Source organism: Aeromonas diversa CDC 2478-85, from assembly GCF_000819805.1.
Lineage (GTDB): Bacteria > Pseudomonadota > Gammaproteobacteria > Enterobacterales > Aeromonadaceae > Aeromonas > Aeromonas diversa.
In genome coordinates this window covers 67,532-89,637 of the sequence record NZ_CDCE01000031.1, presented here as the reverse complement: position 1 = coordinate 89,637, position 22,106 = coordinate 67,532, and the positions used below count along the sequence as shown (strand labels likewise).

Annotated in this window: 19 protein-coding genes and 7 tRNA genes; 7 read left to right on the top strand and 19 right to left on the bottom strand. The window is 62.5% G+C overall.

Annotation, left to right across the window (positions count from 1 at the left end):
• Positions 1 to 68 precede the first annotated feature (68 nt).
• From BN1121_RS12725 to BN1121_RS12715, 3 genes are all read left to right on the top strand, one after another.
• Positions 69 to 1,469, top strand: coding sequence for a TldD/PmbA family protein (locus tag BN1121_RS12725; RefSeq protein ID WP_005348592.1), 1,401 nt, complete (start codon positions 69 to 71; stop codon positions 1,467 to 1,469).
• Entirely contained in the window at positions 1,469 to 2,803 is a 1,335-nt protein-coding gene (locus BN1121_RS12720; RefSeq protein ID WP_005348595.1) for a TldD/PmbA family protein, read from the top strand. Before BN1121_RS12725 ends, BN1121_RS12720 begins: the two co-directional genes overlap by 1 nt.
• Positions 2,804 to 2,920: 117 nt before the next feature.
• Positions 2,921 to 3,295 (top strand): VOC family protein, encoded by a 375-nt coding sequence (locus BN1121_RS12715; protein WP_005348599.1) that lies wholly within the window; start codon positions 2,921 to 2,923, stop codon positions 3,293 to 3,295.
• Positions 3,296 to 3,342: 47 nt separating this feature from the next.
• Here BN1121_RS12715 and BN1121_RS12710 read toward each other — a convergent pair whose 3' ends face one another.
• Positions 3,343 to 4,263 (bottom strand): L,D-transpeptidase family protein, encoded by a 921-nt coding sequence (locus tag BN1121_RS12710; protein ID WP_005348601.1) that lies wholly within the window; start codon positions 4,261 to 4,263, stop codon positions 3,343 to 3,345.
• A gap of 327 nt (positions 4,264 to 4,590) precedes the next feature.
• Between BN1121_RS12710 and BN1121_RS12705 the strand changes: the two genes are divergently transcribed.
• The gene (locus BN1121_RS12705) at positions 4,591 to 5,514 is read left to right on the top strand and encodes a L,D-transpeptidase family protein (protein ID WP_005348612.1); all 924 of its coding nucleotides are present in this window, start codon (positions 4,591 to 4,593) and stop codon (positions 5,512 to 5,514) included.
• Between the two features lie 55 nt (positions 5,515 to 5,569).
• On the opposite strand, the gene BN1121_RS12700 is transcribed toward BN1121_RS12705, so the two are convergent.
• The 14 genes from BN1121_RS12700 to pncC all read right to left on the bottom strand — a co-directional run bounded on the left by BN1121_RS12700 (position 5,570) and on the right by pncC (position 13,482).
• A complete protein-coding gene (locus BN1121_RS12700; RefSeq protein ID WP_005348614.1) occupies positions 5,570 to 5,917 on the bottom strand; it encodes a YcgJ family protein in 348 nt (115 codons plus the stop codon).
• 55 nt (positions 5,918 to 5,972) lie between these two features.
• A tRNA-Ser gene (locus BN1121_RS12695) sits at positions 5,973 to 6,065 on the bottom strand.
• Between the two features lie 43 nt (positions 6,066 to 6,108).
• Positions 6,109 to 6,185: transfer RNA gene (locus BN1121_RS12690), tRNA-Arg, on the bottom strand.
• 58 nt (positions 6,186 to 6,243) lie between these two features.
• Positions 6,244 to 6,320, bottom strand: a tRNA-Arg gene (locus tag BN1121_RS12685).
• A 58-nt stretch (positions 6,321 to 6,378) separates the two neighbouring features.
• Positions 6,379 to 6,455: transfer RNA gene (locus BN1121_RS12680), tRNA-Arg, on the bottom strand.
• Positions 6,456 to 6,496: 41 nt separating this feature from the next.
• Positions 6,497 to 6,573, bottom strand: a tRNA-Arg gene (locus BN1121_RS12675).
• 88 nt (positions 6,574 to 6,661) lie between these two features.
• Positions 6,662 to 6,738 (bottom strand) — tRNA-Arg (locus tag BN1121_RS12670).
• A gap of 4 nt (positions 6,739 to 6,742) precedes the next feature.
• Positions 6,743 to 6,835 (bottom strand) — tRNA-Ser (locus tag BN1121_RS12665).
• Positions 6,836 to 7,023: 188 nt separating this feature from the next.
• Positions 7,024 to 7,212 carry a carbon storage regulator CsrA gene (gene csrA / locus BN1121_RS12660; protein ID WP_005348616.1) on the bottom strand — a complete coding sequence of 63 codons (189 nt, stop codon included), beginning with the start codon at positions 7,210 to 7,212 and terminating at the stop codon, positions 7,024 to 7,026.
• A 102-nt stretch (positions 7,213 to 7,314) separates the two neighbouring features.
• Entirely contained in the window at positions 7,315 to 8,553 is a 1,239-nt protein-coding gene (locus BN1121_RS12655) for an aspartate kinase (protein ID WP_005348622.1), read from the bottom strand.
• Positions 8,554 to 8,569: 16 nt separating this feature from the next.
• Positions 8,570 to 11,194, bottom strand: coding sequence for an alanine--tRNA ligase (alaS, locus tag BN1121_RS12650; RefSeq protein ID WP_005348624.1), 2,625 nt, complete (start codon positions 11,192 to 11,194; stop codon positions 8,570 to 8,572).
• Positions 11,195 to 11,330: 136 nt separating this feature from the next.
• On the bottom strand, positions 11,331 to 11,813 hold the full coding sequence (locus BN1121_RS12645) for a regulatory protein RecX (protein WP_005348628.1): 483 nt from the start codon (positions 11,811 to 11,813) through the stop codon (positions 11,331 to 11,333).
• Positions 11,814 to 11,851: 38 nt separating this feature from the next.
• Complete coding sequence (recA, locus tag BN1121_RS12640) at positions 11,852 to 12,910, bottom strand: recombinase RecA (protein ID WP_005348632.1); 1,059 nt, start codon at positions 12,908 to 12,910, stop codon at positions 11,852 to 11,854.
• A gap of 59 nt (positions 12,911 to 12,969) precedes the next feature.
• Positions 12,970 to 13,482 carry a nicotinamide-nucleotide amidase gene (gene pncC, locus BN1121_RS12635; RefSeq protein ID WP_005348637.1) on the bottom strand — a complete coding sequence of 171 codons (513 nt, stop codon included), beginning with the start codon at positions 13,480 to 13,482 and terminating at the stop codon, positions 12,970 to 12,972.
• A gap of 108 nt (positions 13,483 to 13,590) precedes the next feature.
• On the opposite strand from pncC, the gene mutS reads away from it, so the two are divergent.
• Entirely contained in the window at positions 13,591 to 16,170 is a 2,580-nt protein-coding gene (mutS, locus tag BN1121_RS12630) for a DNA mismatch repair protein MutS (RefSeq protein ID WP_043597935.1), read from the top strand.
• Positions 16,171 to 16,221: 51 nt separating this feature from the next.
• On the opposite strand, the gene BN1121_RS12625 is transcribed toward mutS, so the two are convergent.
• Positions 16,222 to 17,820: a BCCT family transporter gene (locus BN1121_RS12625; RefSeq protein WP_005348640.1), complete on the bottom strand. Its 1,599-nt coding sequence runs from the start codon at positions 17,818 to 17,820 to the stop codon at positions 16,222 to 16,224.
• A 9-nt stretch (positions 17,821 to 17,829) separates the two neighbouring features.
• Positions 17,830 to 18,357, bottom strand: a complete 528-nt coding sequence (locus tag BN1121_RS12620) for a hypothetical protein (RefSeq protein WP_005348643.1) — start codon at positions 18,355 to 18,357, stop codon at positions 17,830 to 17,832.
• A gap of 154 nt (positions 18,358 to 18,511) precedes the next feature.
• Here BN1121_RS12620 and BN1121_RS12615 point away from each other — a divergent pair, with 154 nt between their 5' ends.
• Entirely contained in the window at positions 18,512 to 18,991 is a 480-nt protein-coding gene (locus tag BN1121_RS12615; protein ID WP_005348646.1) for a MarR family winged helix-turn-helix transcriptional regulator, read from the top strand.
• Between the two features lie 45 nt (positions 18,992 to 19,036).
• On the opposite strand, the gene BN1121_RS12610 is transcribed toward BN1121_RS12615, so the two are convergent.
• Complete coding sequence (locus BN1121_RS12610) at positions 19,037 to 19,618, bottom strand: YjaG family protein (RefSeq protein WP_005348649.1); 582 nt, start codon at positions 19,616 to 19,618, stop codon at positions 19,037 to 19,039.
• Between the two features lie 139 nt (positions 19,619 to 19,757).
• On the opposite strand from BN1121_RS12610, the gene BN1121_RS12605 reads away from it, so the two are divergent.
• The gene (locus tag BN1121_RS12605; RefSeq protein ID WP_005348654.1) at positions 19,758 to 20,702 is read left to right on the top strand and encodes a D-2-hydroxyacid dehydrogenase; all 945 of its coding nucleotides are present in this window, start codon (positions 19,758 to 19,760) and stop codon (positions 20,700 to 20,702) included.
• A 39-nt stretch (positions 20,703 to 20,741) separates the two neighbouring features.
• On the opposite strand, the gene mepM is transcribed toward BN1121_RS12605, so the two are convergent.
• Positions 20,742 to 22,088: a murein DD-endopeptidase MepM gene (mepM, locus tag BN1121_RS12600; RefSeq protein ID WP_005348657.1), complete on the bottom strand. Its 1,347-nt coding sequence runs from the start codon at positions 22,086 to 22,088 to the stop codon at positions 20,742 to 20,744.
• Between the last annotated feature and the right edge of the window lie 18 nt (positions 22,089 to 22,106).

Below are 22,106 nucleotides of genomic sequence, written 5' to 3'. Positions count from 1 at the left end.
TTCTTTCAGGCCCCGGGTGACAAGGGGCCAGAAGCAAACGGACGAGAAATCAGAAAAAGGAGTTTTCCATGACCCACCCCATACTGCTCGGCAGTGAGGTGGCCGGGGCCGTGCTCGATCACGCCCTGACCCTCGGTGCCGACTTTGCCGAACTGTTTGTGGAGCGACGCCGGCGCAGCCAGGTCAGCCTGCTCTCGAGCCAGATCGAAAGCATCAGCGGCGGCCTCGACTTCGGCATCGGCGTACGCCTGTGCTACGGCCACAAGGTGCTCTACGGCTACACCAACAGCAGTGACCGCGAGGAGCTGCTGCGCATCGTGACCCTGCTGGCGGCCAAGGATCGCCGCGATCCCCTGGTCACCCGCACCGCCTTCGACTTCACCGCCCTGACCGACCGTCACCCGGTGCGCGAGCCCCTGGCGCGCGACCGCATGCTGGAGGCCAAGATCGCCTACCTGCAGACTATGGATCGGATCGCCCGTGCCGAGAGCCCCCTCATCAGCCAGTTCAGCGGCGACGCCCTGGGCTGGGAGCAGGAGGTGGCCATCTTTAACTCCGAAGGGCTGGAGGTGCGCGATCGTCGCCACTACAACCGCCTGATGGCCCGCGCCATCGCCATGAAGGACGGCGAGCAGAGCGTCGGCTACGAGGCGCCCGGCGCACTGATGGGGTGGGAGCACAGCGCCCTCATCGACCCGCAACAGCTGGCCCAGACCGCGGCCCGCCAGGCCCTGATCAAGCTCGGTGCAGCACCCTGCCCCTCCGGCACCCTGCCGGTCATCATGGACAACGGCTTTGGCGGCGTGATCTTCCACGAGGCGTGCGGCCACCTGCTCGAGACCACCTCGGTGGCCAAGAAGGCCTCGGTGTTCCACGACAAGATGGGCCAGCTCATCGCCAACCCCGCCGTCAGCGCCATCGACGAGGGGCTCAGCCCCAACGCCTGGGGCTCTATCAATATCGACGACGAGGGGATGGCGACCCAAAACACCCAGCTCATCCAGGATGGCGTGCTGACCGGCTTCCTGGTCGATCGTATGGGGGCACTCAAGACCGGCTATGCCCGCACCGGCTCCGGCCGGCGCGAGTCATACAAGTTCGCCCCCACCTCGCGCATGCGCAACACCTACATCCAGGCCGGTCCTCACAGCCTGGACGACATGCTGGCCACGGTCGACTATGGCATCTACGCCAAGAAGATGGGCGGTGGCTCGGTGCAACCGGGCACCGGCGAGTTCAACTTCAACGTGCAAGAGGCCTACCTCATCGAGAAGGGCAAGGTGACCCGGCCCCTCAAGTCGGCCACCCTGATCGGCACAGGCCCGCAGGTGCTCAAGGAGATCTCCATGGTCGGCAACAACCTGGCGCTGGCCGCCGGCATGTGCGGCTCGGTATCGGGCTCGGTCCCGACCACGGTGGGTCAGCCGGCCCTCAAGGTCGATAACATTCTGGTAGGAGGGAACGGCTGATGAGCGAGATGAACCAACGGCTCGAGCGCCTGCTCGGCAAGGTGGCGGATCTGGGCGCCGAGGCCGATCTTATCGCCAGCCAGGATCGCAGCTTCTCCCTCAAGGCCGACAAGGGGGAGCTGTCGGAGTACAAGGTGACCGGCAGCCAGCAGATCGGCATCCGTCTCATCAAGGATGGCCGGGTCGGCATCGCCTACTCGGAGGCCCTCGACGAGCCGGCGTTGGACGCCATGGTGCAGGACGCACTGGACGCCAGCCGCTTCGCCAAGGCAGACCCGGATCAGCGCATCAGGGTCGCCGGCAGCCGGCTGGAAACCCGGGATCCGACCATCTTGCAGCCGGACGAGACCCCGGTCGACGACAAGATTGCCCTGGCCCTGCGCCTCGAGGGGGAGATGCTGCGCCGGGAAGGGGTCAAGGGCGCGCCCTACAACGCCTATTACGAGGGAAGTAGCGAGCTGTGGCTGGCCAATAGCCTCGGCACCCTGTGTCATCACAGGGAGGCGAGCGTCGGCTGCTACACCACGGCCCTGATCGAGCTGGGTGGGCGTCAGTCCATGTATTACCAGGGACTGAGCGAGCGCCGTTTCGCGGATCTGGCCGTCGACGGCCTTATCGAGACCATCTACGGCACCGCCCTTGGCCTGCTCGAGGGCGAAGCGGTGCCGACCGGTCACTATAGCGTGGTGTTTAGCACCAACGCCTTCAGCGAACTGCTGGGCTGCTTTAGCGCCGCCCTCTCCGGCAAGTGGGCCATGCAGGGGATCAACCCATGGCGGGACAAACTGGGCCAGTCGGTCGCCAGCCCCCTGCTCACCCTGGAGAGCCGCGCCCACATGCCCGGTGGCATGAAGATCCGCGCCTTCGACGGCGAAGGGGCCGCCACCACCGATCTGCTGCTGATCGGTGAAGGGGAGCTCAAGACCCTGCTGCACAACAGCGCCACCGCCCACCACTTCGGTGTGGCCCCTAACGGCTGCGCCGCCCGTGGTGCCCGCTCGAGCCTGGACGTGGCCCCGCGCCACCTGGTCTTCGGCCTTGGCCCCCACCAAGAGCAGCAGGTCGTGAGTGGCCGCTATCTGGAGCTGGTCAAGCTCGATGGCCTGCACTCGGGGGCCGATGCGGTGAGCGGCGACTTCTCGTTCGGTGCCTCGGGCTTCCTGTGCCAGGACGGCGAGCGTATCCAGCCGGTACGCGGCATCACGGTGGCCGGCAACTTCTATCGCCTGCTCAAGGAGGTGGAAGCAGTGGGCAACCGACTGCACCACGACGACGGCAAGGGCTTCTACGCGCCCCTCATCCGCTTCGGCGACCTTGCGGTCACCGGCAAGTAACCTCTCGCGGCGCCTTCGGGCGCCGCGCCTTTTGGGGCCCCTGGCGCCCTACCCCGCCCCTTCCTACCCTCTAAGGGCCGCCGGTCGCATCGGCCGGTCACACAGGAGATTACGGCGATGGACAACACCCTGGTCTGGGCCGACATTCCGGTACGGGATCTCGAGCGCGCCATGGCCTTCTATGCCGGCCTGCTGGACGTGCCCGTTCACGCACAGCACGAAGAGGGGATGGACTTTGCCATGCTGCGCCACGACGGCAGCAACGCGGCTGCCTGCCTCGGCCCCATGGATCAGTATCATCAGCCGGGAGGCGGTGGCCCCCTCATCTATCTGGGACTCAACGATCGACTCAAGGAAGCCGAGGCGCGGGTACCCGCCCTCGGCGGCAAGGTGCTCGAGCCCCTGCACACCATGGGCAGCCACGGCTCCCGGGTCATCATCGAAGACACAGAGGGCAACCGACTCGCCCTCTACGCGCCTCCCGCTGCATGATGCAAAACGGCGACCCTAGGGTCGCCGTTTCATGGTGCGTCACTGCCTCAGGGGTTGAGACGGGTCGGCATGCCGGAGCGCTGCTCCAGCACCTGTTTGACCAGCTTGGAGTCGTTCTCGCCGTGGGCAATGAAACGGGTCAGCGCCTGGCTCATGGGCAGCGGCACCACCATGTTGGAGTTGAACTCAGCCTCGTTACGCGACAGGGGCTGGTGCACCTCGAGGTAGCGGCTCCCATCCGGCTCCACACTGAACTTGACGGGGCGGTTGATAAACTCGACCCGGGTACCGACAGGCACCTTGTTGAACAGGAACTCGATGTCATCGTTACGCAGGCGCACGCAGCCGCTGCTCACCCGCAGGCCGATGCCGAAGGCGGCGTTGGTACCGTGGATGGCGTAGAGCTTGCCGATATAGAGGGCGAACAGGCCCATGGGGTTGTCCGGGCCGGCCGGCCACACGGCAGGCAGGGTCTTGCCCTGGGCGGCGTAGCGGCGACGGATGTTCTCGGTCGGGGTCCAGGTCGGGTTGGCACGCTTGCGCTGTACCGAAGTAACCCAGTTCTCCGGGGTATCGGCACCCAGCTGACCGATGCCGATCGGCAGCACGTGCACCACCTTCTTACCCTTGGGGAAGTAGTAGAGGCGCATCTCGGCCACGTTGAGCACGATCCCCTCGCGCACCGTGTCCGGCAGGATCAGCTGATGCGGAATGATGAGCTTGGTACCAGCCTTGGGCAGGAAGGGGTCCACACCGGGGTTCGCCTCCATCAGGTTGGTCAAACCAAGCTGGAACTGGGCGGCAATGGCCTCCAGTGCTCGCCCGTCGTTGGGGACCACGTATTCCAGATTCTCACCGATGATGCGGCTGCCCGCAGGCGGCAACGCATATTCCACAGCCACGGCAGGCAGGCTGCTCAAGGCAAGACCACACAGCAGGGTCGCTGCGATGGCGCGAAGGGGGTTCATCACGTCTACTCCATTACTCAAGGGGTCGGCCCATGTTCGGCACGGGTCGAATTGGTGTTAGAGCTGCGCATTCTTCCGTGAGTCGAGCGGAAATTCAACGGCCGAGTGCATAAGGCACACCATTTTTTCTCGTGCTGCCTGTCTATTTCATGAACCGGCGGCCGCTTTGCCCTCGCCAAGGCTGACAAAGGTGGAATAATCCACAATGGCCGTTGAAATTTTGCCCGCGCCGAGGAAAAATGCCGCACCCGGTTATGACCTCATTACGTCGCCGCTGCCATGGGCCCAGACCGAGTCCATGTCTTTCAACAGCCAACAGGTTAATTTATGCATATCCTTCGCCTTGCCACACGCACTCTGCTGGGCAGTCTTGCGCTTATCGCGCTCTGCGCCCAGGCCGTCGAATACCCTCTCCCCCCCGCCAACAGTCGGCTGGTCGGTGAGAATCTCGGGTATGTGATGCCCAACGATGGCAGACCCCTAGAGGCGGTTGCAGCCCAGTTTCAGCTCGGGCTGACCAACCTCATCGAAGCCAACCCCGGCGTCGACCCCTTCCTGCCGAAGGCCGGCACAAATCTGACCATTCCACACCAGCTGATCCTGCCAGACGCCCCGCGCGACGGCATCGTCATCAACGTGGCCGAGATGCGTCTGTACTACTACCCGAAAGGCAAGAAGGTGGTCGACGTGTTGCCGATCGGCATCGGTCAGCTCGGCACCGACACGCCGGAGAACTGGGTGACCAAGGTGGAGCGCAAGAAGGCGGGCCCGACCTGGACCCCGACCGCCAAGATGCACGCCGAGTACGCCGCCCGTGGCGAGAGCCTGCCTGCCGTGTGGCCGGCCGGCCCGGACAACCCGATGGGACTCTATGCCCTCTACATCGGTCGCATGTACGCCCTGCACGGCACCAACGCCAAATTTGGTATCGGCCTGCGCGTGAGCCACGGCTGCGTGCGTTTGCGTAACGAAGACATCGAGTATCTGTTCGAGAAGGTACCGGTGGGGACCCGCGTCCAGTTCGTTAACCAACCGATCAAGACCACAGTCGAGCCGGGTGGTCTGCGCTACATGGAGGTGCATCAGCCGCTCTCCCGTTCGCAAGCCGAGTTCAACTCCGATGTGCCGGCCTCACTGCCGATGACACAGGCGGTAACCCGCTTCATCGCGCATAAAGAAACCGACTCGAAACTGGTCAAGCAGGCGCTGGAGCAGCGCTCGGGTCTGCCCCAGCAGATCAATCCAGCCTGATCCGTCGGATACGAAAAAGGGGCGCACTGCGCCCCTTTGTCATTTCTGCATCTTCTCACTGCCCAAACAGCAGCTCGGTATAACGCCTCGAGACGGCACCACTTCGCTTACCATCATCGCCAAAGTACCGGTCCTCACGACAGAGCCGCTCCTTCACATCGCAGAAGACGCCGTTGGAGAAGGTGAACTCGGTGAGATCGAACTCTCCCTGATTGAAAATCCGATCGGCCGCCTTGTCGCCCATATGGTGACGTGTCAGGGCTTCGGAGAGCCCCTTCTCATTGGCGCAGACATAGCGGTCACACAAGACACCCGGTGCAGGGGTTCTCAACTCGGCAGGCGAGGCAATCGCAGAGAGGGGCAAGAGCAACAGGGCAGAAACTAACAGAGGAGAGTGCTTCATGGCATGGCTCCGACGAGGGCGTGAGCCAGGAGTATACCAGAGGCATCAGAAGGAATGGCGGTGAAGGAGGGATTCGAACCCTCGATGCGGGTATAAGCCGCATACTCCCTTAGCAGGGGAGCGCCTTCAGCCTCTCGGCCACCTCACCGCGGACAACGAAAGGCCCCGCGTTAGCAGGGCCTCTTGAAGAATGGCGCGCTCGAGAGGATTCGAACCTCTGACCGCCTGGTTCGTAGCCAGGTACTCTATCCAGCTGAGCTACGAGCGCGCAGAAAACTTTTCAAGTTGTCGGCCCTCGAACAAGCGTTCGCAAACCGTAGTAATAATGGCGCGCTCGAGAGGATTCGAACCTCTGACCGCCTGGTTCGTAGCCAGGTACTCTATCCAGCTGAGCTACGAGCGCGCAGAAAACTTTTCAAATTGTCGGCCCCCGAACAAACGTTCGCAAACCGTAGTAATGATGGCGCGCTCGAGAGGATTCGAACCTCTGACCGCCTGGTTCGTAGCCAGGTACTCTATCCAGCTGAGCTACGAGCGCGCAAATTGGTCATATTGTCTTTCAGCAAGGCTCACTCTAGATGGCGCGCTCGAGAGGATTCGAACCTCTGACCGCCTGGTTCGTAGCCAGGTACTCTATCCAGCTGAGCTACGAGCGCGTCGTTTTAGAGCGATAAAAAAAAGCTTACCGACCAGTAAGCCTTTCTTAAATCACCGGTTTCCCGGCAAGTCCACCTTGGACTGAAATGGCGCGCCCGAGAGGATTCGAACCTCTGACCGCCTGGTTCGTAGCCAGGTACTCTATCCAGCTGAGCTACGGGCGCTAAATGGCGGTGAAGGAGGGATTCGAACCCTCGATGCGGGTATAAGCCGCATACTCCCTTAGCAGGGGAGCGCCTTCAGCCTCTCGGCCACCTCACCGTTGCGGGGCCAGATATTACTTCACAGGGCAGATTAGTCAAACTTTTTTTCGACAAAACAGTTTGTTCGGTCACTAACCGGTCAAAGTGTGGGAATTTCACACAAAATCACCCACATGACCCCTTCTACCCATGTTTTCATGGGGACACCCCAAGAAAACAAAAGGCGACCCCCGGGTCGCCTCTTTCTCAGTAACCGGATTGCCCCGGCTCTTTCTCTGCCTGAATGCGCTGGTAGATCTCCTCACGGTGAACGGAGACCTCCTTCGGGGCGTTCACGCCGATACGTACCTGGTTGCCCTTCACACCCAACACGGTCACGGTCACTTCGTCACCGATCATCAGGGTTTCACCAACACGACGAGTCAAAATCAGCATTCGCTTGCTCCTGTATCCTGTCATTTTTTAGCCAATCTGTTGAAGCCATTATCCAACAAACTGGCCAAAATAGTAAATGATTGAAACTAACTCACCCGGGAATCACCCCATGGGCTGCTCATGCGGCTCATGATCGAGCTCAAAGGCATCGTGTAGTGCCCGCACCGCCAGCTCCAGATACTTCTCATCCACGACCACCGAAATCTTGATCTCGGAGGTGGAGATGAGCTGCATGTTGATGCCGTTCTCGCCCAGCACACGGAACATGGTCCGGGCCACCCCGGGATGGTTCCACATGCCGACGCCCACGATGGAGACCTTGGCGATCGCCTCATTACCCTGCACGCAGGAAGCTCCCAGCTCGGTGGCCGTGGCTTCCAACAGGGCACGAGCACGCCGGTAGTCATCCCGGTTCACCGTGAAAGTAAAATCTGCACTGCCATCGCCCAACGAATTCTGAACGATCATATCGACGTCGATGTTGGCGTCGCTGATCGGCCCCAGGATCCTGGCCGCGACGGTGGGCTTGTCGGGCACACCAAGTATGGTCAGGCTGGCCTCGTTGCGATTGAACGCAATCCCGGAAACTAGGGGTGCTTCCATCCGTTCACCTCCGTATGTGATGAGGGTTCCTTCCCCGTCAGTAAAGCTCGACAGCACCCGAAGCGGTACCCGGTACTTACCGGCAAACTCCACCGAACGAATCTGCAAGACCTTGGCCCCCAGGCTCGCCATCTCCAACATCTCCTCGAAGGTGATGGTAGCAAGGCGTCTGGCCTTTGGCTCGATGCGAGGATCCGTGGTGTAGACCCCGTCCACATCGGTAAAGATCTGGCACTCATCCGCCTTGATGGCGGCCGCGACCGCCACCGCAGTGGTGTCGGAGCCTCCCCGTCCCAGGGTCGTGATGGCGTTGTGCTCATCACGGCCCTGGAAGCCGGCGATCACCACCACCTTGCCAGCATCGAGCTGGGCACGTACCGGGTCCGTATCGATATGGGTGATACGCGCCTTGCCATAGGCCGAATCGGTGTGGATCCGCACCTGATCGCCGGTCATGGAGACGGCCGGACAACCGCGCTGATTCAGCGCGATAGCCAGCAGCGCTATGGTGACCTGCTCACCGGTCGAGATGAGTACATCTACCTCGCGGCGATCCGCATCGGGATCCAGTTGCTGGGCCATGCCCAGCAACCGGTTGGTCTCGCCCGACATGGCGGAGACAACCACCACCACGTCGTGTCCTTGGGCGCGGGTCAGCTTGACCCGCTCGGCAACCGCCTCGATCCGCTCCAGAGAGCCGACCGAGGTGCCACCGAATTTCTGAACATAGAGTGCCACGGTTCACCTTGCCCTGTTACAGGCGCTCGCCCAGCCAGGAGTGGGCCGCTTCCAGTGCCGCCGGCAGAGCGGCAGGCTCGGTACCACCGGCCTGAGCCATGTCAGGACGACCGCCGCCCTTGCCGCCGACTTGCAGGGCGACCAGGTTGACCAGCTCCCCGGCCTTGACCTTGCCGGTCAGGTCGGCGGTCACCCCTGCGATCAGGTTGACCTTACCGTCGTGGACGGTCGCCAGCAGGATCACGGCAGACTTGAGCTGATTCTTCAGCTCGTCCATGGTGGTACGCAGGGACTTGGGATCGACCCCTTCCAGGGTAGCGATCAGCGTCTTCTGGCCGTTCAGCTCCACCACCTTGCCCAGCAGGTCGGTACCGGCCTGGGCTGCCAACTTGGCCTTCAGTTGCTCCAGCTCGCGCTCCATCACCTTGGACTTGTCGAGCAGCTGGCGCACCTTGCTACCGATGGAGAACTGGTCGCCCTTGACCAGGGCGGCGGCTTCCTCGATCTGCTCACCGAGCTGGTGCATGAAGTCGATAGCCCCCTTGCCGGTCACCGCCTCGATACGACGCACACCGGCGGCGATGCCGCTCTCGGCGATGATCTTGAAGAAGCCGATGTCACCGGTGCGTTGGGCGTGGGTACCGCCGCACAACTCGGTGGAGTAGTCGCCCATGCGCACGACGCGCACTTCGTCGTCGTACTTCTCGCCAAACAGCGCCATGGCGCCGGCCTCTTTGGCCGATTCCAGATCCATCTCGCGGGTTGCCACCTCATGGTTGGCGCGGATCTGGGCGTTGACCAGCTCCTCAATGCGGCGGATGGTCGCCATGGTGAGCCCTTCGAAGTGGGAGAAGTCGAAGCGCATGCGCTCGGCGCCCACCAGAGAGCCCTTCTGGGTCACATGATCACCCAGAGCCTGACGCAGTGCGGCATGCAGCAGGTGAGTCACTGAGTGGTTCAGGGCGATGGCCTGACGGCGCTCACCGTCGACCTCGGCCAGCACGGCAGCGCCCTTCTCCAGGGTGCCGAGCTCCATGTAGCCCTTGTGGATGATCGCCTTGCCTGCCTTCTGGGTGTCGGTCACGGCAAACACGCCGTCGTCGACCTTGATGACACCTGTGTCACCCACCTGGCCGCCGGATTCGGCGTAGAAGGGGGTCTGCTCCAGCACGATAACGGCTTCGTCACCGGCGATGAGACCGCTCACCTCGTCGGTTCCCTTGTAGATGCCGACCACCCGGGTCTGCTCAACCAGGCTCTTGTAGCCGGTGAAGGGGGTCTCGATGTCGAGCTTGAGCACTTCGTTGTAGTTCACACCGAAGCTGGAGGCTTCCTTGGCGCGGGCACGCTGCTTCTCCATCTCGGCGTGGAAGCCGGCTTCGTCGATGCTGATATCGCGTTCACGCACCACGTCGGCGGTCAGATCCGCCGGGAAGCCATAGGTGTCGTAGAGCTTGAAGACCACGTCACCCGGGACCACCTTGGCATCGCCCAGGTTGGCCAGCACGTCTTCGAGCAGCAGCAGACCGCGGTCCAGGGTACGGACGAACTGCTCTTCCTCGATACGCAGCACGCGCTCAACCAGGGCGCGCTGGGCGATCAGCTCTTCACCCACGTCGGCCATCTGAGCGGCCAGTTCTCCGACCAGCTTGTAGAAGAAGACGTCCTTGGCACCGAGCTTGCGGCCGTGACGCACGGCGCGGCGGATGATGCGGCGCAGCACGTAACCACGCCCCTCGTTGGAGGGCATGACACCGTCGGCCACCAGGAAGGCGCAGGAGCGGATGTGGTCGGCGATGACGCGCAGGGACTGATTGGTCAGATCGGTGGTGCCGACGATTTCGGCGGCCTTCTTGATCAGGGCCTGGAAGATGTCGATCTCGTAGTTGGAGTGCACGCCCTGCATGATGGCAGAAATACGCTCCAGCCCCATGCCGGTGTCCACGGAGGGACGCGGCAGCGGCTCCATGACGCCGTCGGCCTGGCGGTTGAACTGCATGAAGACCACGTTCCAGATCTCGATGAAACGGTCGCCGTCCTCATCGGGCGAGCCGGGAGGGCCACCCCAGATGTGATCGCCGTGGTCGTAGAAGATCTCGGTGCAGGGACCACAGGGGCCGGTATCGCCCATGGCCCAGAAGTTGTCGGAGGCGTACGGAGCGCCCTTGTTATCACCAATGCGCACGATGCGATCGGTCGGCACACCCACTTCCTTGGCCCAGATGTCATAGGCTTCGTCGTCGGTGGCGTAGACGGTCACCAGCAGGCGCTCTTTCGGCAACTGCAGCGCCTCGGTGAGGAAACCCCAGGCGAACTTGATGGCATCCTGCTTGAAATAGTCGCCGAAGCTGAAGTTGCCCAGCATCTCGAAGAAGGTGTGGTGACGGGCGGTATAACCCACGTTTTCCAGGTCATTGTGCTTGCCGCCGGCACGCACACAGCGCTGGGCCGTGGTGGCGCGGTTGTAGGCGCGCTTGTCGCCCCCGAGGAAAACGTCCTTGAACTGGTTCATACCCGCGTTGGTGAACAACAGGGTCGGGTCATTGTGGGGAACCAGGGAGCTGGAGGAGACAACCTGGTGCCCCTGCGAACGGAAATACTCGAGAAACGCGCGGCGAATCTCTGACGTGGACATGTACATGGAAAATCCTGCTAGATACGTAAACGGACTTTTGACCGCAATAATGTATGTTTTCTGCCTCGTAAAGTAAAACAGACGGGGCCCGCCACGGGTGAAAAAACAGGCCCCGGCGCGTTTACACCGGGGCCTGTCTGTCTCACTCGTCTTGCTGCTGGCCCGCCTTGAGTTCTTCGAGGGCGTGACGCACCTGATCCTGGGCAAACCCCCGCCCTAGCAGGGCACGGGTCAGCTTGGCCCGCATCCTGGGATCCGCGAGGTCAGCGCCCGCCCCCTTGCGCGCCAGCCACTCGGCGGCCAGGGTGAACCAGTCGATATCCTCTGCGTCCAGTGCGGCCTCGGCCTGCCCCCCTGTGATCCCCTTGCGCCTGAGTTCGAAGCGTACCTTCTGGGGTCCATAGTGGCGCCGGGCCAGAGAGCGCACCAGCATACCGGCATAGCGGGCATCGTCGACCCAGCCGCTCGCTTTACAACGGGCCACCACTTCGGCGGCCATCGTCTCGTCCACCCCCTGGCGCAGCAGGCGCTCGGCCAGCTCACGCTCGCCGCTCTCCTTGCTGGCCAGGCTACGCATGGCGAAGTTCATCGCCTCGGTCAGGCTCTTCTCATTCTCTTCGTGCATAAAAACAATCAGGCCGGGATGATCCCGGCCTGCTCAACTTAGAATTCCTGCTCTTGCTCGTCGAAGAGTTCCTCTTCGTCACCGGCCTTGGCCTCGCCGGCCTGGTGCTCACCACTCAGCAGCAATTCGCGCAGCTTGGCCTCAAGCTCGCCGGCCAGCGCCTTGTTCTCAACCAGCAGCTTCATGACGTTGGCCTTGCCCTGGCCGATCTTCTCGCCGTTGTAGCTGTACCAGGCACCGGATTTCTCGATCAGCTTGTGCTTGACGCCGAGATCCACCAACTCGCCTTCTTTGGAAATACCGGCACCGTACATGATCTGGAACTCGGCCTGCTTGAAGGGGGGGGCCACCTTGTTCTTGACCACCTTGACGCGGGTCTCGTTACCCACCACCTCTTCGCCATCCTTGATGGCGCCGGTGCGGCGAATGTCCAGACGCACGGAGGCGTAGAACTTCAGGGCGTTACCACCTGTGGTGGTCTCGGGGTTACCAAACATGACGCCGATCTTCATCCGGATCTGGTTGATGAAGATGCACAGGCAGTTGGCATTCTTGATGTTGGCAGTCAGCTTACGCAGGGCCTGGGACATCAGACGGGCCTGCAGACCGACGTGGGAATCCCCCATCTCACCCTCGATTTCCGCCTTCGGGGTCAGGGCCGCCACGGAATCGACGATAATGACGTCCACCGCGCCGGAGCGCACCAGCATGTCGCAGATCTCCAGGGCCTGCTCACCGGTATCCGGCTGGGAAACCAGCAGATCATCCACGTTGACGCCCAGTTTGGCGGCATAGACAGGATCCAGGGCGTGTTCGGCGTCCACGAAGGCACAGGTCTTGCCCATCTTCTGGGCCTCGGCGATCACCTGCAGGGTCAGAGTGGTCTTACCGGAAGACTCCGGACCGTAGATTTCGACGATACGACCACACGGCAGACCACCGATACCCAGGGCGATGTCCAGGGAGAGGGAACCGGTGGAGATGGCTTCGATGTCCATGGTCTGGGAGTCGCCCAGACGCATGATGGAGCCCTTGCCAAACTGCTTCTCAATCTGGCCCAGCGCTGCCGCCAGTGCCTTCTGCTTGTTCTGATCCATGCCTATCTCCGCTGGACGTCATGAGGTAATGGGAAAGTTGGGACAAGTATACTGTCTATTCATACAGTATCAAGTCTATTTTGGGTGGCGAGCGCCAGCAGACCCGACAGGGCCTGACCGACCGCCTGCTGACGCACCGCGTGACGATCCCCGTCAAAGCGGGCCAGCAGTGCCTCGGCACGGCCATCGCGGCAGGCCCAGGCGAACCAGACGGTGCCGACCGGCTTGAGCTCACTGCCACCACCGGGGCCGGCGATGCCGCTCACCGCCACCGCCAGATCGGCCCGGGAGTGAGCCAAGGTGCCGCGGACCATCTCCAGCACCACAGCCTCGCTGACCGCGCCGTAATCGCCCAGCGTGGTGGCGGCCACCCCCAGCATCTCCTGCTTGGCCTCGTTGGTATAGGTGACGAAGCTGCGATCGAACCAGCCCGAACTGCCGGCGATCTCGGTGATGGCGGTGGCGATGCCGCCACCGGTACAGGACTCGGCCGTCGCCACCCAGAGTCCCTGACGCTGCAAGGCATCCCCCAGGCGGGCCGCCAGATCCAGGTTGTGTTGCTGCTGATGCATGGTGCTTTCCTCCCTTGGCCGAGGGGCCATTATGGATCAGGGTCGCAACCGATGGCGAGGCAACATAGAATAGCCGCCATTGGCCAACGCCCCCCTTCTGGAATGACCATGACCGAACTCGACTTCGCTCTCAGTGCCCCGTCGGCGGCCCTGAGCCAGCACACCCCCATGATGCAACAGTATCTGACACTCAAGGCAGAGAACCCAGAGATCCTGCTGTTCTACCGCATGGGTGACTTCTATGAGCTGTTCTACGATGACGCCCGCAAGGCTTCCCAACTGCTCGACATCTCATTGACCAAGCGCGGCCAGTCCGCCGGTACCCCCATTCCCATGGCAGGCGTGCCCTATCACGCCATCGAAGGGTATCTGGCCAAGCTGGTGCAACTCGGCGAATCCGCCGCCATCTGCGAGCAGGTCGGCGATCCGGCCACCAGCAAGGGACCGGTGGAGCGCAAGGTGATCCGCATCGTGACGCCCGGCACCGTCTCCGACGAGGCGCTGCTCACCGAGCGGCAGGACAACCTGATCGCCGCCGTCTATCACGATGGGCGCCTGTTCGGCTACGGCACCCTGGACATCGGCTCGGGCCGCTTCTTCATCAACCAGTTCGCCAAGGAAGAGACACTGCTGGCCGAGCTGCAGCGCACCAACCCGGCCGAGCTGCTCTACCCCGAGTCGTTCGAGTTCCTGCGCCACATCGAAGGGCGCCGCGGCCTGCGCCGCCGCCCCGAGTGGGAGTTCGAGATTGGCACCGCCCGCAAGCTGCTGTGCCAGCAGTTTGGCACCCAGGATCTGGTGGGCTTTGGCGTCGACCAGAGCGAGACCGCCCTGTGCGCCGCCGGCTGCCTGCTGCAGTATGTGAAAGACACCCAGCGCACCGCCCTGCCCCATATCCGCGGGGTGCGCCTGGAGCAGCCGGATCACGCCGTCATCATGGATGCGGCCACCCGCCGCAATCTGGAGCTGACCCAGAACCTGGCCGGTGGCCACGACAACACCCTGGCCGACGTGCTGGATCGCACCGCCACCCCCATGGGCAGCCGCCTGCTCAAGCGCTGGCTGCACCAGCCCATCCGCGATCGGGTGATCCTCACCGGGCGCCAGTGCACCATCAAGGAACTCATCGACCAGAACCTCTATGACGAGCTGGCCGAGATGCTGCGCCAGGTGGGTGACGTGGAGCGGGTGCTGGCACGCCTGGCACTGCGCTCGGCCCGTCCGCGCGATCTCACGCGGCTGCGCCAGGCCTTCGGCCAGCTGCCCCAGATCCAGCAACTGCTGGCGGGCAGCGAGCACGAGGCGCTGCAGCGGCTGGCGGAGCGCGCCAGCACCTTCCCGGAGCTGCGCGATCTGCTCGAGCGTGCCGTGATGGAGAACCCGCCCGTGGTGATCCGCGACGGCGGCGTCATCAACGACGGCTACCACGCCGAGCTCGACGAGTTGCGCGACCTGGCCAACGGCGCCACCGCCAGCCTGGCCCGCATCGAGGAGCGCGAGAAGGCCCTCACCGGCATCAGCACCCTCAAGGTGGGCTACAACAAGGTGCACGGCTTCTACATCGAGGTGAGCCGCGCCAACAGCCACCTGGTGCCGGCCCATTACATCCGCCGTCAGACGCTCAAGAACAACGAGCGCTACATCATCGACGAGCTGAAAAAATACGAAGACCGGGTGCTCACCGCCCAGGCCCAGGCACTGGCGCTGGAGAAGCGCCTCTACGAGGAGCTGCTCGATCAACTGCTGCCGCACCTGGCCGAGCTGCAGGAGTCCGCCGCCGCCCTGGCCGAGCTGGACGTACTCGGCAACCTGGCCGAGCGCGCCGAGACCCTGAACTACTGCTGCCCCGAGCTGATCCACGAGGATCGCATCGAGATCGAGGGGGGGCGCCACCCGGTCGTGGAGCAGGTGATGAGCGATCCCTTTATCGCCAACCCCATCACCCTGCACCGCGCCCGCCGCATGCTGATCATCACAGGCCCCAACATGGGCGGTAAGTCCACCTACATGCGCCAGACGGCCCTCATCGTGCTGCTGGCCCATATCGGCGCCTTCGTCCCGGCCGAGCGGGCGGTGATCGGCCCCATCGATCGCATCTTCACCCGGATCGGGGCGTCGGATGATCTGGCCTCGGGCCGCTCTACCTTCATGGTGGAGATGACCGAGACCGCCAACATCCTCAACAACGCCACCGCCCAGAGCCTGGTGTTGATGGACGAGATCGGCCGCGGCACCAGCACCTACGACGGCCTGTCGCTGGCCTGGGCTTGCGCCGAGCAGCTGGCAAGCAAAATCGGCGCCTACACCCTGTTTGCCACCCACTACTTCGAGATGACCCGGCTGCCGGAGCTGCTCGAGGGGCTGGCCAACGTCCACCTGGATGCAGTCGAGCACGGCGACACCATCGCCTTTATGCACGCGGTACAAGAGGGCGCGGCCAGTCGCTCCTACGGCCTGCAGGTGGCGGCCCTGGCCGGGGTGCCCAAAAGCGTCATCCACCAGGCGCGCCACAAGCTGGCCGAGCTCGAGAGCGGTGCCCATACCCCGCCGGCAGAACGTGCCACCGCGCGTCCCCTGCCCACTCCCCTGCCCCACCCGGTAGTGGAGGAGCTGGAGGGGATCCGCCCCGACGAGCTCACCCCACGCCAGGCGCTCGATCTGCTCTATCGCCTCAAACAGCTGGTCTGACAGCCATGAAAAAAGGGGAACCGCGAGGTTCCCCTTTGCATTGGCCGACGCTTAGGCCGGACCGATGCGATCCACCAGGTTGAGGTGCGGCACGCCCCCCTGACGTTTGAGGTGCTGGCGGTATTCCAGCTGGCGTTGACTCTCGCGCTTGAGGCCCAGCATCAGCGAATAGCACATGGCCAGCATGATCACCGAGAAGGGGAGCGCGGCTATGATGCTGGCCGCCTGCAAGGCGGCCAGCCCACCGGAGATGAGCAAAATGGCGGCCACCAGTCCCTGACCCAGCCCCCACACGGCGCGATGCAGCACAGGGGGGTCCTGATCCCCGATAGAGAGCAGGGTGGTGATGACCAGGGTGCCCGAGTCACTGGAGGTGATGAAGTAGGTGCAGATGAGCAGGGTCAGCACCCCCTTGGCAATCAGCCCAATCGCGCCCCAATCCATCAGATCGACCGTCTTGTAGAGGGCAAGGGTGACGTCATTGTTGACCGCCGTCGCCACGCCGCCCGGGCCGAACAGCTCCAGGTTCATGGCACTGCCGCCGAACACGGTGAGCCACAGCATGCCAAGCAGGGAGGGCACCAGCAGCACCCCGAGCACGAACTCACGAATGGTCCGCCCCTTGGATATGCGGGCGATAAACATGCCGACAAAGGGTGCCCAGGCGATCCACCAGCCCCAGTAGAAGGCGGTCCAGGCCGACTGCCAGGCCGAGGTGCCGTTGGCTTCGGTGTTGGTCCAGAAGCTCAGGCGGATGATGTTCTGCAGGTAGTCACCGATGTTTTGCACATAGGCGTTGAGGATGTAGGTGGTCGGCCCCATGGCGAGGAACAGCACCAGGATGAAGAAGCTCAGCCAGACGTTGAGCTCGGAGAGGATCTTCACCCCGCGCCCCACCCCTGAGATGGCCGACAGGGTGGCGATCACGCTGATGATGCCGATGAGCCACAGCTGATTGCTCTGGGAGACCTCAAGCCCCAGCATCTGGTTGAGGCCGGTGTTCATCTGGGCAACCCCGAGGCCGAGGGAGGTGGCGACCCCGAACACGGTGCCAAACACCGCCAGCACGTCGGCGGCGTGGCCCCAGAAGCCGTAGATGCGCTCCTTGAGCAGGGGGTAGAGCACGGAGCGAATCGCCAGCGGCAGCTTGCGCCGGTAGCTGAAGAACGCCAGCGACAGGCCGACGATCACATAGATGGCCCAGGGGTGCAGACCCCAGTGGAAGAAGGTGAGGCGCATCGCCACCTGGGCCGCCTCCGGGGTCATCCCCTCCTTGATGAAGGGATTGGCCTGCAGGTGGTAGATGGGCTCGGCGATGCTCCAGAACACCAGGCCAATGCCCATGCCGGCGCTGAACAGCATGGCAAACCAGGAGAAGTAGCCGAACTCCGGTTCCTGATCGTCGTCACCCAGCTTGATGCTACCAAAGCGGCTGAACATCAGATAGATGGCGAAGAACAGGAACAGGGCGACCACCAGAATGTAGTACCACTTGAAGCCGGCAATGATGGTGTCCTTGGCGCCGGTGAACCAGGCCCCCGCCGTGTCCGGATCGAATACGCCGAACAGCAAAAACAGGGTGACCACGGTCAACGCCGTGACCGCCATAGTGGGGTTAAGCCCCTTGAAGAAGCCTTGTGTCGCTCGCATCCGCCCTCCTTAGTCCTGATTGAAGAATTCTTCACCCACGTGCTCACCGGCCCCGCCAATGGCGCGATAGACCAGCTGGCCGACCGGATGCGTCCGGTGATCCACCAGGGTCACCGAGGGCTGGCCGTTCACCGCGTGGCGCTTGCCGAGGAAGATCGCCATGGGCACGCCGACGTTGGAGACCCCGCTGGTGATCCAGAGGCGGTTGAAGTCGTAGCTGCCGCCGATGAACTCGAGCTGGGCCAGGCCGTTGTCGAGGCCGGAGAGGTAGAAGTGCATGGCGCTCTCGCTCGGGAAGAGGTGCACCAGGATGTAGGCGTAACGCAGCTCGTTGACCAACTCCTTTAGGTTGAAAGTACCAGTCTCGCTGCAGGAGAGGGGCAATTCGCCATCGTAGTGATGCACCTTAAGATTGTTCGGGTCTTCGTCATAGGCGGGCTGATAACGGACAAAGGCTGATGTATCAGGGAGTTCATAGCGAACTCGCACCACTCTGAGCTCAGAAACCAGGGCCTTGATGTCGATCTCCTGTGCCATGTTTTGCCTCCTTGTGAACGACTTTTGTGGAAAAAAGAGGCATAAACTAGCACAACATACTTCGAACAGAAAGCTTTTAGCTCAAAGTATTATTGACCAGGCGCTCGGGTCGGAGGAAAATGCGCCGCTTCCTTCCTGATCCGGACGACCCCCATTGGAAAGACATGACGAGCTCCTGGTCGCACTGCGCCAGATCATCCGTGCCATCGATCTGCACTCCAAGCGACTCATCAAGGAGGCCGGCCTGACCGCCCCCCAACTCTTTCTGCTCAAAGGAGTCGAACAGCTGGGAAACGCCTCCATGCGTCAACTGGCTGACCACACCAACATGAGCCAGGCGACCGCCACCACCATCATGGACCGGCTCGAGAGCCGGGGGTTGGTGGTGAGGCTGCGCAGCGACAGCGACAAGCGCAAGGTTCACGCCAGCCTGACCGAGGCGGGCCGAACCATACTGAGCGATGCTCCCACCCCGCTACAGGAGAGCTTTATCCAGCGCTTCCAGTCCCTCGAGGAGTGGGAGCAGACCCTGCTGCTCTCGTCGCTCCAGCGCATCTCGAGCATGATGAATGCGAGCGATATCGACGCCGCCCCGGTCTTGACGGTCCGGGCACTGACCGAAGAGAAAGCCTGAAAACAAAAAAGCTCCCGATTGGGAGCTTTTTTCATGAGAGGAATATTAATCCTCGAGGGTGATGCCGATGTTGGAGACCCCCTCCTGACCGGCGAAGGCCTTGATGGCCAGGATGCGGTCGCTGTCACGCTCGAAGGCAACCCGCTTTTGCAGCTCGACCTGGAACTCCAGCTCCGCCTCGAAGAGCTCGTGCTCGTAGAGCTCGTCATCTTCCATCTCGCGTCCTTCCAGCATCTCGACGAAGCCGGCGACACAGCCGATGGAGGCGTGGCTCGCCTCTTCCGCCTCTTCCCCTACCCGGCAGATCACCGAGTTATAGGCGCAGCCCAGGGCCACACAGGCATCCAGGGCCGGATAGGCGCCATAGCTCTCGAAGCGGTTGGGCTCGGGAATGTTACTCTCGAACTCCTCGAGCAGGGCGCTCAGGTTCACGCGGGAGCCCTTGACGGTGAGGTATTCCCACATCTGGTCCAGGGTCTGACGGAAGGCCTGGGCATGACCAAAACCGGATGCCTGGGCGAACAGGGCGTAGTTGGGATACATGCGCTCGGCCAGGGCCAGGGCAAAGACGGTCTGCTGCCAGGGTTGCAGCTCTCGTAGCCGCTTGTAGAACTTCTCACCGAACACGGGGGACTCCTCTTCATCAATTGGCGAAGATTGTATCGCAAGCGCCTTTGTGCGAGAAACGAAAAGCGCTGGTCGGCTATCTTGCGAGACCCGGTAGGGTAAGATGGGATCATCACGCTCGACAAGAAAGGAACTGCTGATGAGCCAACGCACCCTGCTCCTGCTTAGCCAGGATAACGCCCATTACGAGCGGCTGCTCAAGGGGGCCAACCTGCCCCATCTGCGTATCTTGCGCGCCGACAACGAAGCCCAGGCCCAGGCCCACATCGCCGAGGCCCACATCCTGATGGCCGAGCCAGCCCGGGCCAGGCCGCTGTTGGCCCAGGCCCGTAAACTGACCTGGCTGCAGTCCACCTATGCCGGCGTCGATATCCTGCTCGGCCCGAGCGAGCGGCGTGACTATCAGCTCACCAATGTACGCGGCATCTTCGGCCCCCTGATGAGCGAATATGTCTTCGGCCACCTGCTGAGCCTGACTCGCCAGATCGCCCACTATCGTGAGTTGCAACGCCAGAAGGTGTGGCAGAGCCGCCCCTACGAGAGCCTGCGTGGCAAGACCCTGCTGATCCTCGGCACCGGCAGCATAGGCCAGCACCTGGCCCAAACCGGCCAGCACTTCGGCATGCGGGTGCTAGGGGTGAGCCGCAGCGGTCGCGAGCGCCCCGGTTTTGCCCAAGTCTATCAGCTGCCGGCGCTGAACAAGCTGCTGCCCCAGGCCGACGTCATCGTCAGCGTCTTGCCTGCCACCCGCGAGACCCGCCACATCTTCAACGCCGAGCGCTTCGCTCACTGCAAACCGAGCGCCATTCTGTTCAACGTCGGGCGTGGTGCGGCGGTCGACAGCGACGCCCTGCTCATGGCACTGCGTACCGGCAAGCTGGGATACGCTGTACTCGATGTGTTCGAACAGGAGCCTCTGGGGCCAAACTCCTCTCTCTGGAACCAGCCCAATCTGGTCATCACCCCCCATAACAGCGCCTATAGCTTTCCCGAGGATGTGGCCCAGATCTTCGTGCGCAACTACATCCGTTTCATCGAGGGGCAGCCCCTCGAGGGGAAGATAGATTTCGACAAGGGTTACTGAGCCCCATAAACAGAGAGCCCCTCATCGAGGGGCTCTCTCTTAACCGGCACTGAGCTGCTTGCGATAACTCTTCACCTTGGCAAGGAACTGTCGCTTGGCCTTGCCCGACAGAGGCTCGGCCATGGGCAGTTTCACCTTCATGGCATCCACCGGCCGGTTGTTGATGCGCACCTCGTAGTGGAGGTGGGCGCCGGTTGAACGGCCCGTGTTACCGGAAAGCGCAATCTTGTCGCCCATCTTCACCCGCTGACCCTGCTTGACCAGCAGCTTGCTCAGGTGCAGATAACGGGTGGAAACGGTCCGGCTGTGGCGGATGACCACATAGGTACCGGCCAGAGGGTGACTGGTCGCCTTGAGCACAACGCCATCCCCGGTCGCCAGCACAGGTGCCCCGATCGGCGTCGCAAAGTCGGTGCCTTCATGCGGCCGCACCAGACCCGTGATGGGGTGCTTACGCGCCGGGTTGAAGTTGGAGGTGATGCGGTAACGACTGTGCAGGGGGTAGCGACGGAAACCGCGCTCCAGGCTCATCCCCTGACCGTCATAGTAGTTGCCATCATCGGCCAGCCAGGCCGAGACCGATTGCTTACCCGAGACAAACTCGACCCCCAGCAGCTGGCTGTTGCCAGTAGTCTGGTCATCCACCATCTCGCTCTTTACCAGCACCTGGAAGGTGTCACCCTGCTTGAGTTCCTTCGCCAGATTCATGCGCCACTGGAACAGGTTGGCGATCTTCTGGATGTGAGAGGGGGAAATGCCGGCGTTACGAGCACTCTGGTAGAAGCTGCCACGCACAGTCCCTTCCATGGAGTTCTGCTTCCAGGTCACTTTTTCGGTGATCATTCGCGGCAGATACTGTTCACCCTTACGCTCCAACACCAGGGTCTCCTTGATGTTGAGGCGCATCTTGACCTGCTGCAGCAGGTTTTGTTCATCGATGAGCACCTCGATCACCTGGCCGGGCTTGAGGCGGGAGAGATAGTGCTTGTTGTCAGCATCCAGCACCTTGTACAGGGTGGTGGTGGAGACACCGAGATGGTTGAAGATGGTGGTGAGAGTCTCACCGCTGCGGATCTTGTACTCGAGCCACTGGGGCTCGGTCACGGCGGGAATGTCATCGCCTTCATTCTGTTCTGCGTTCGGATCGACCAGTTCATGATCCGGGATGGTGTTAAATTCGGTGTTGTCTTCGTTCGTCGCCGTGCCATGGGAGACCAGTGGTAACTCGAGGCGCAGGGGCTGTTCGAGTATGTCACCGGGAGCGGGCAACAGGGCAACGGTTGACAGGGTGACCCAAGTCAACAGGAGGATGGCGTAGAAGTGTTTTCTAGGAACCGGTGGCTCCCAACTGGCCGCCTGAGCCACGAGGGGGCGGAGACGTTTCATCCGTTATCCTGCATTGCG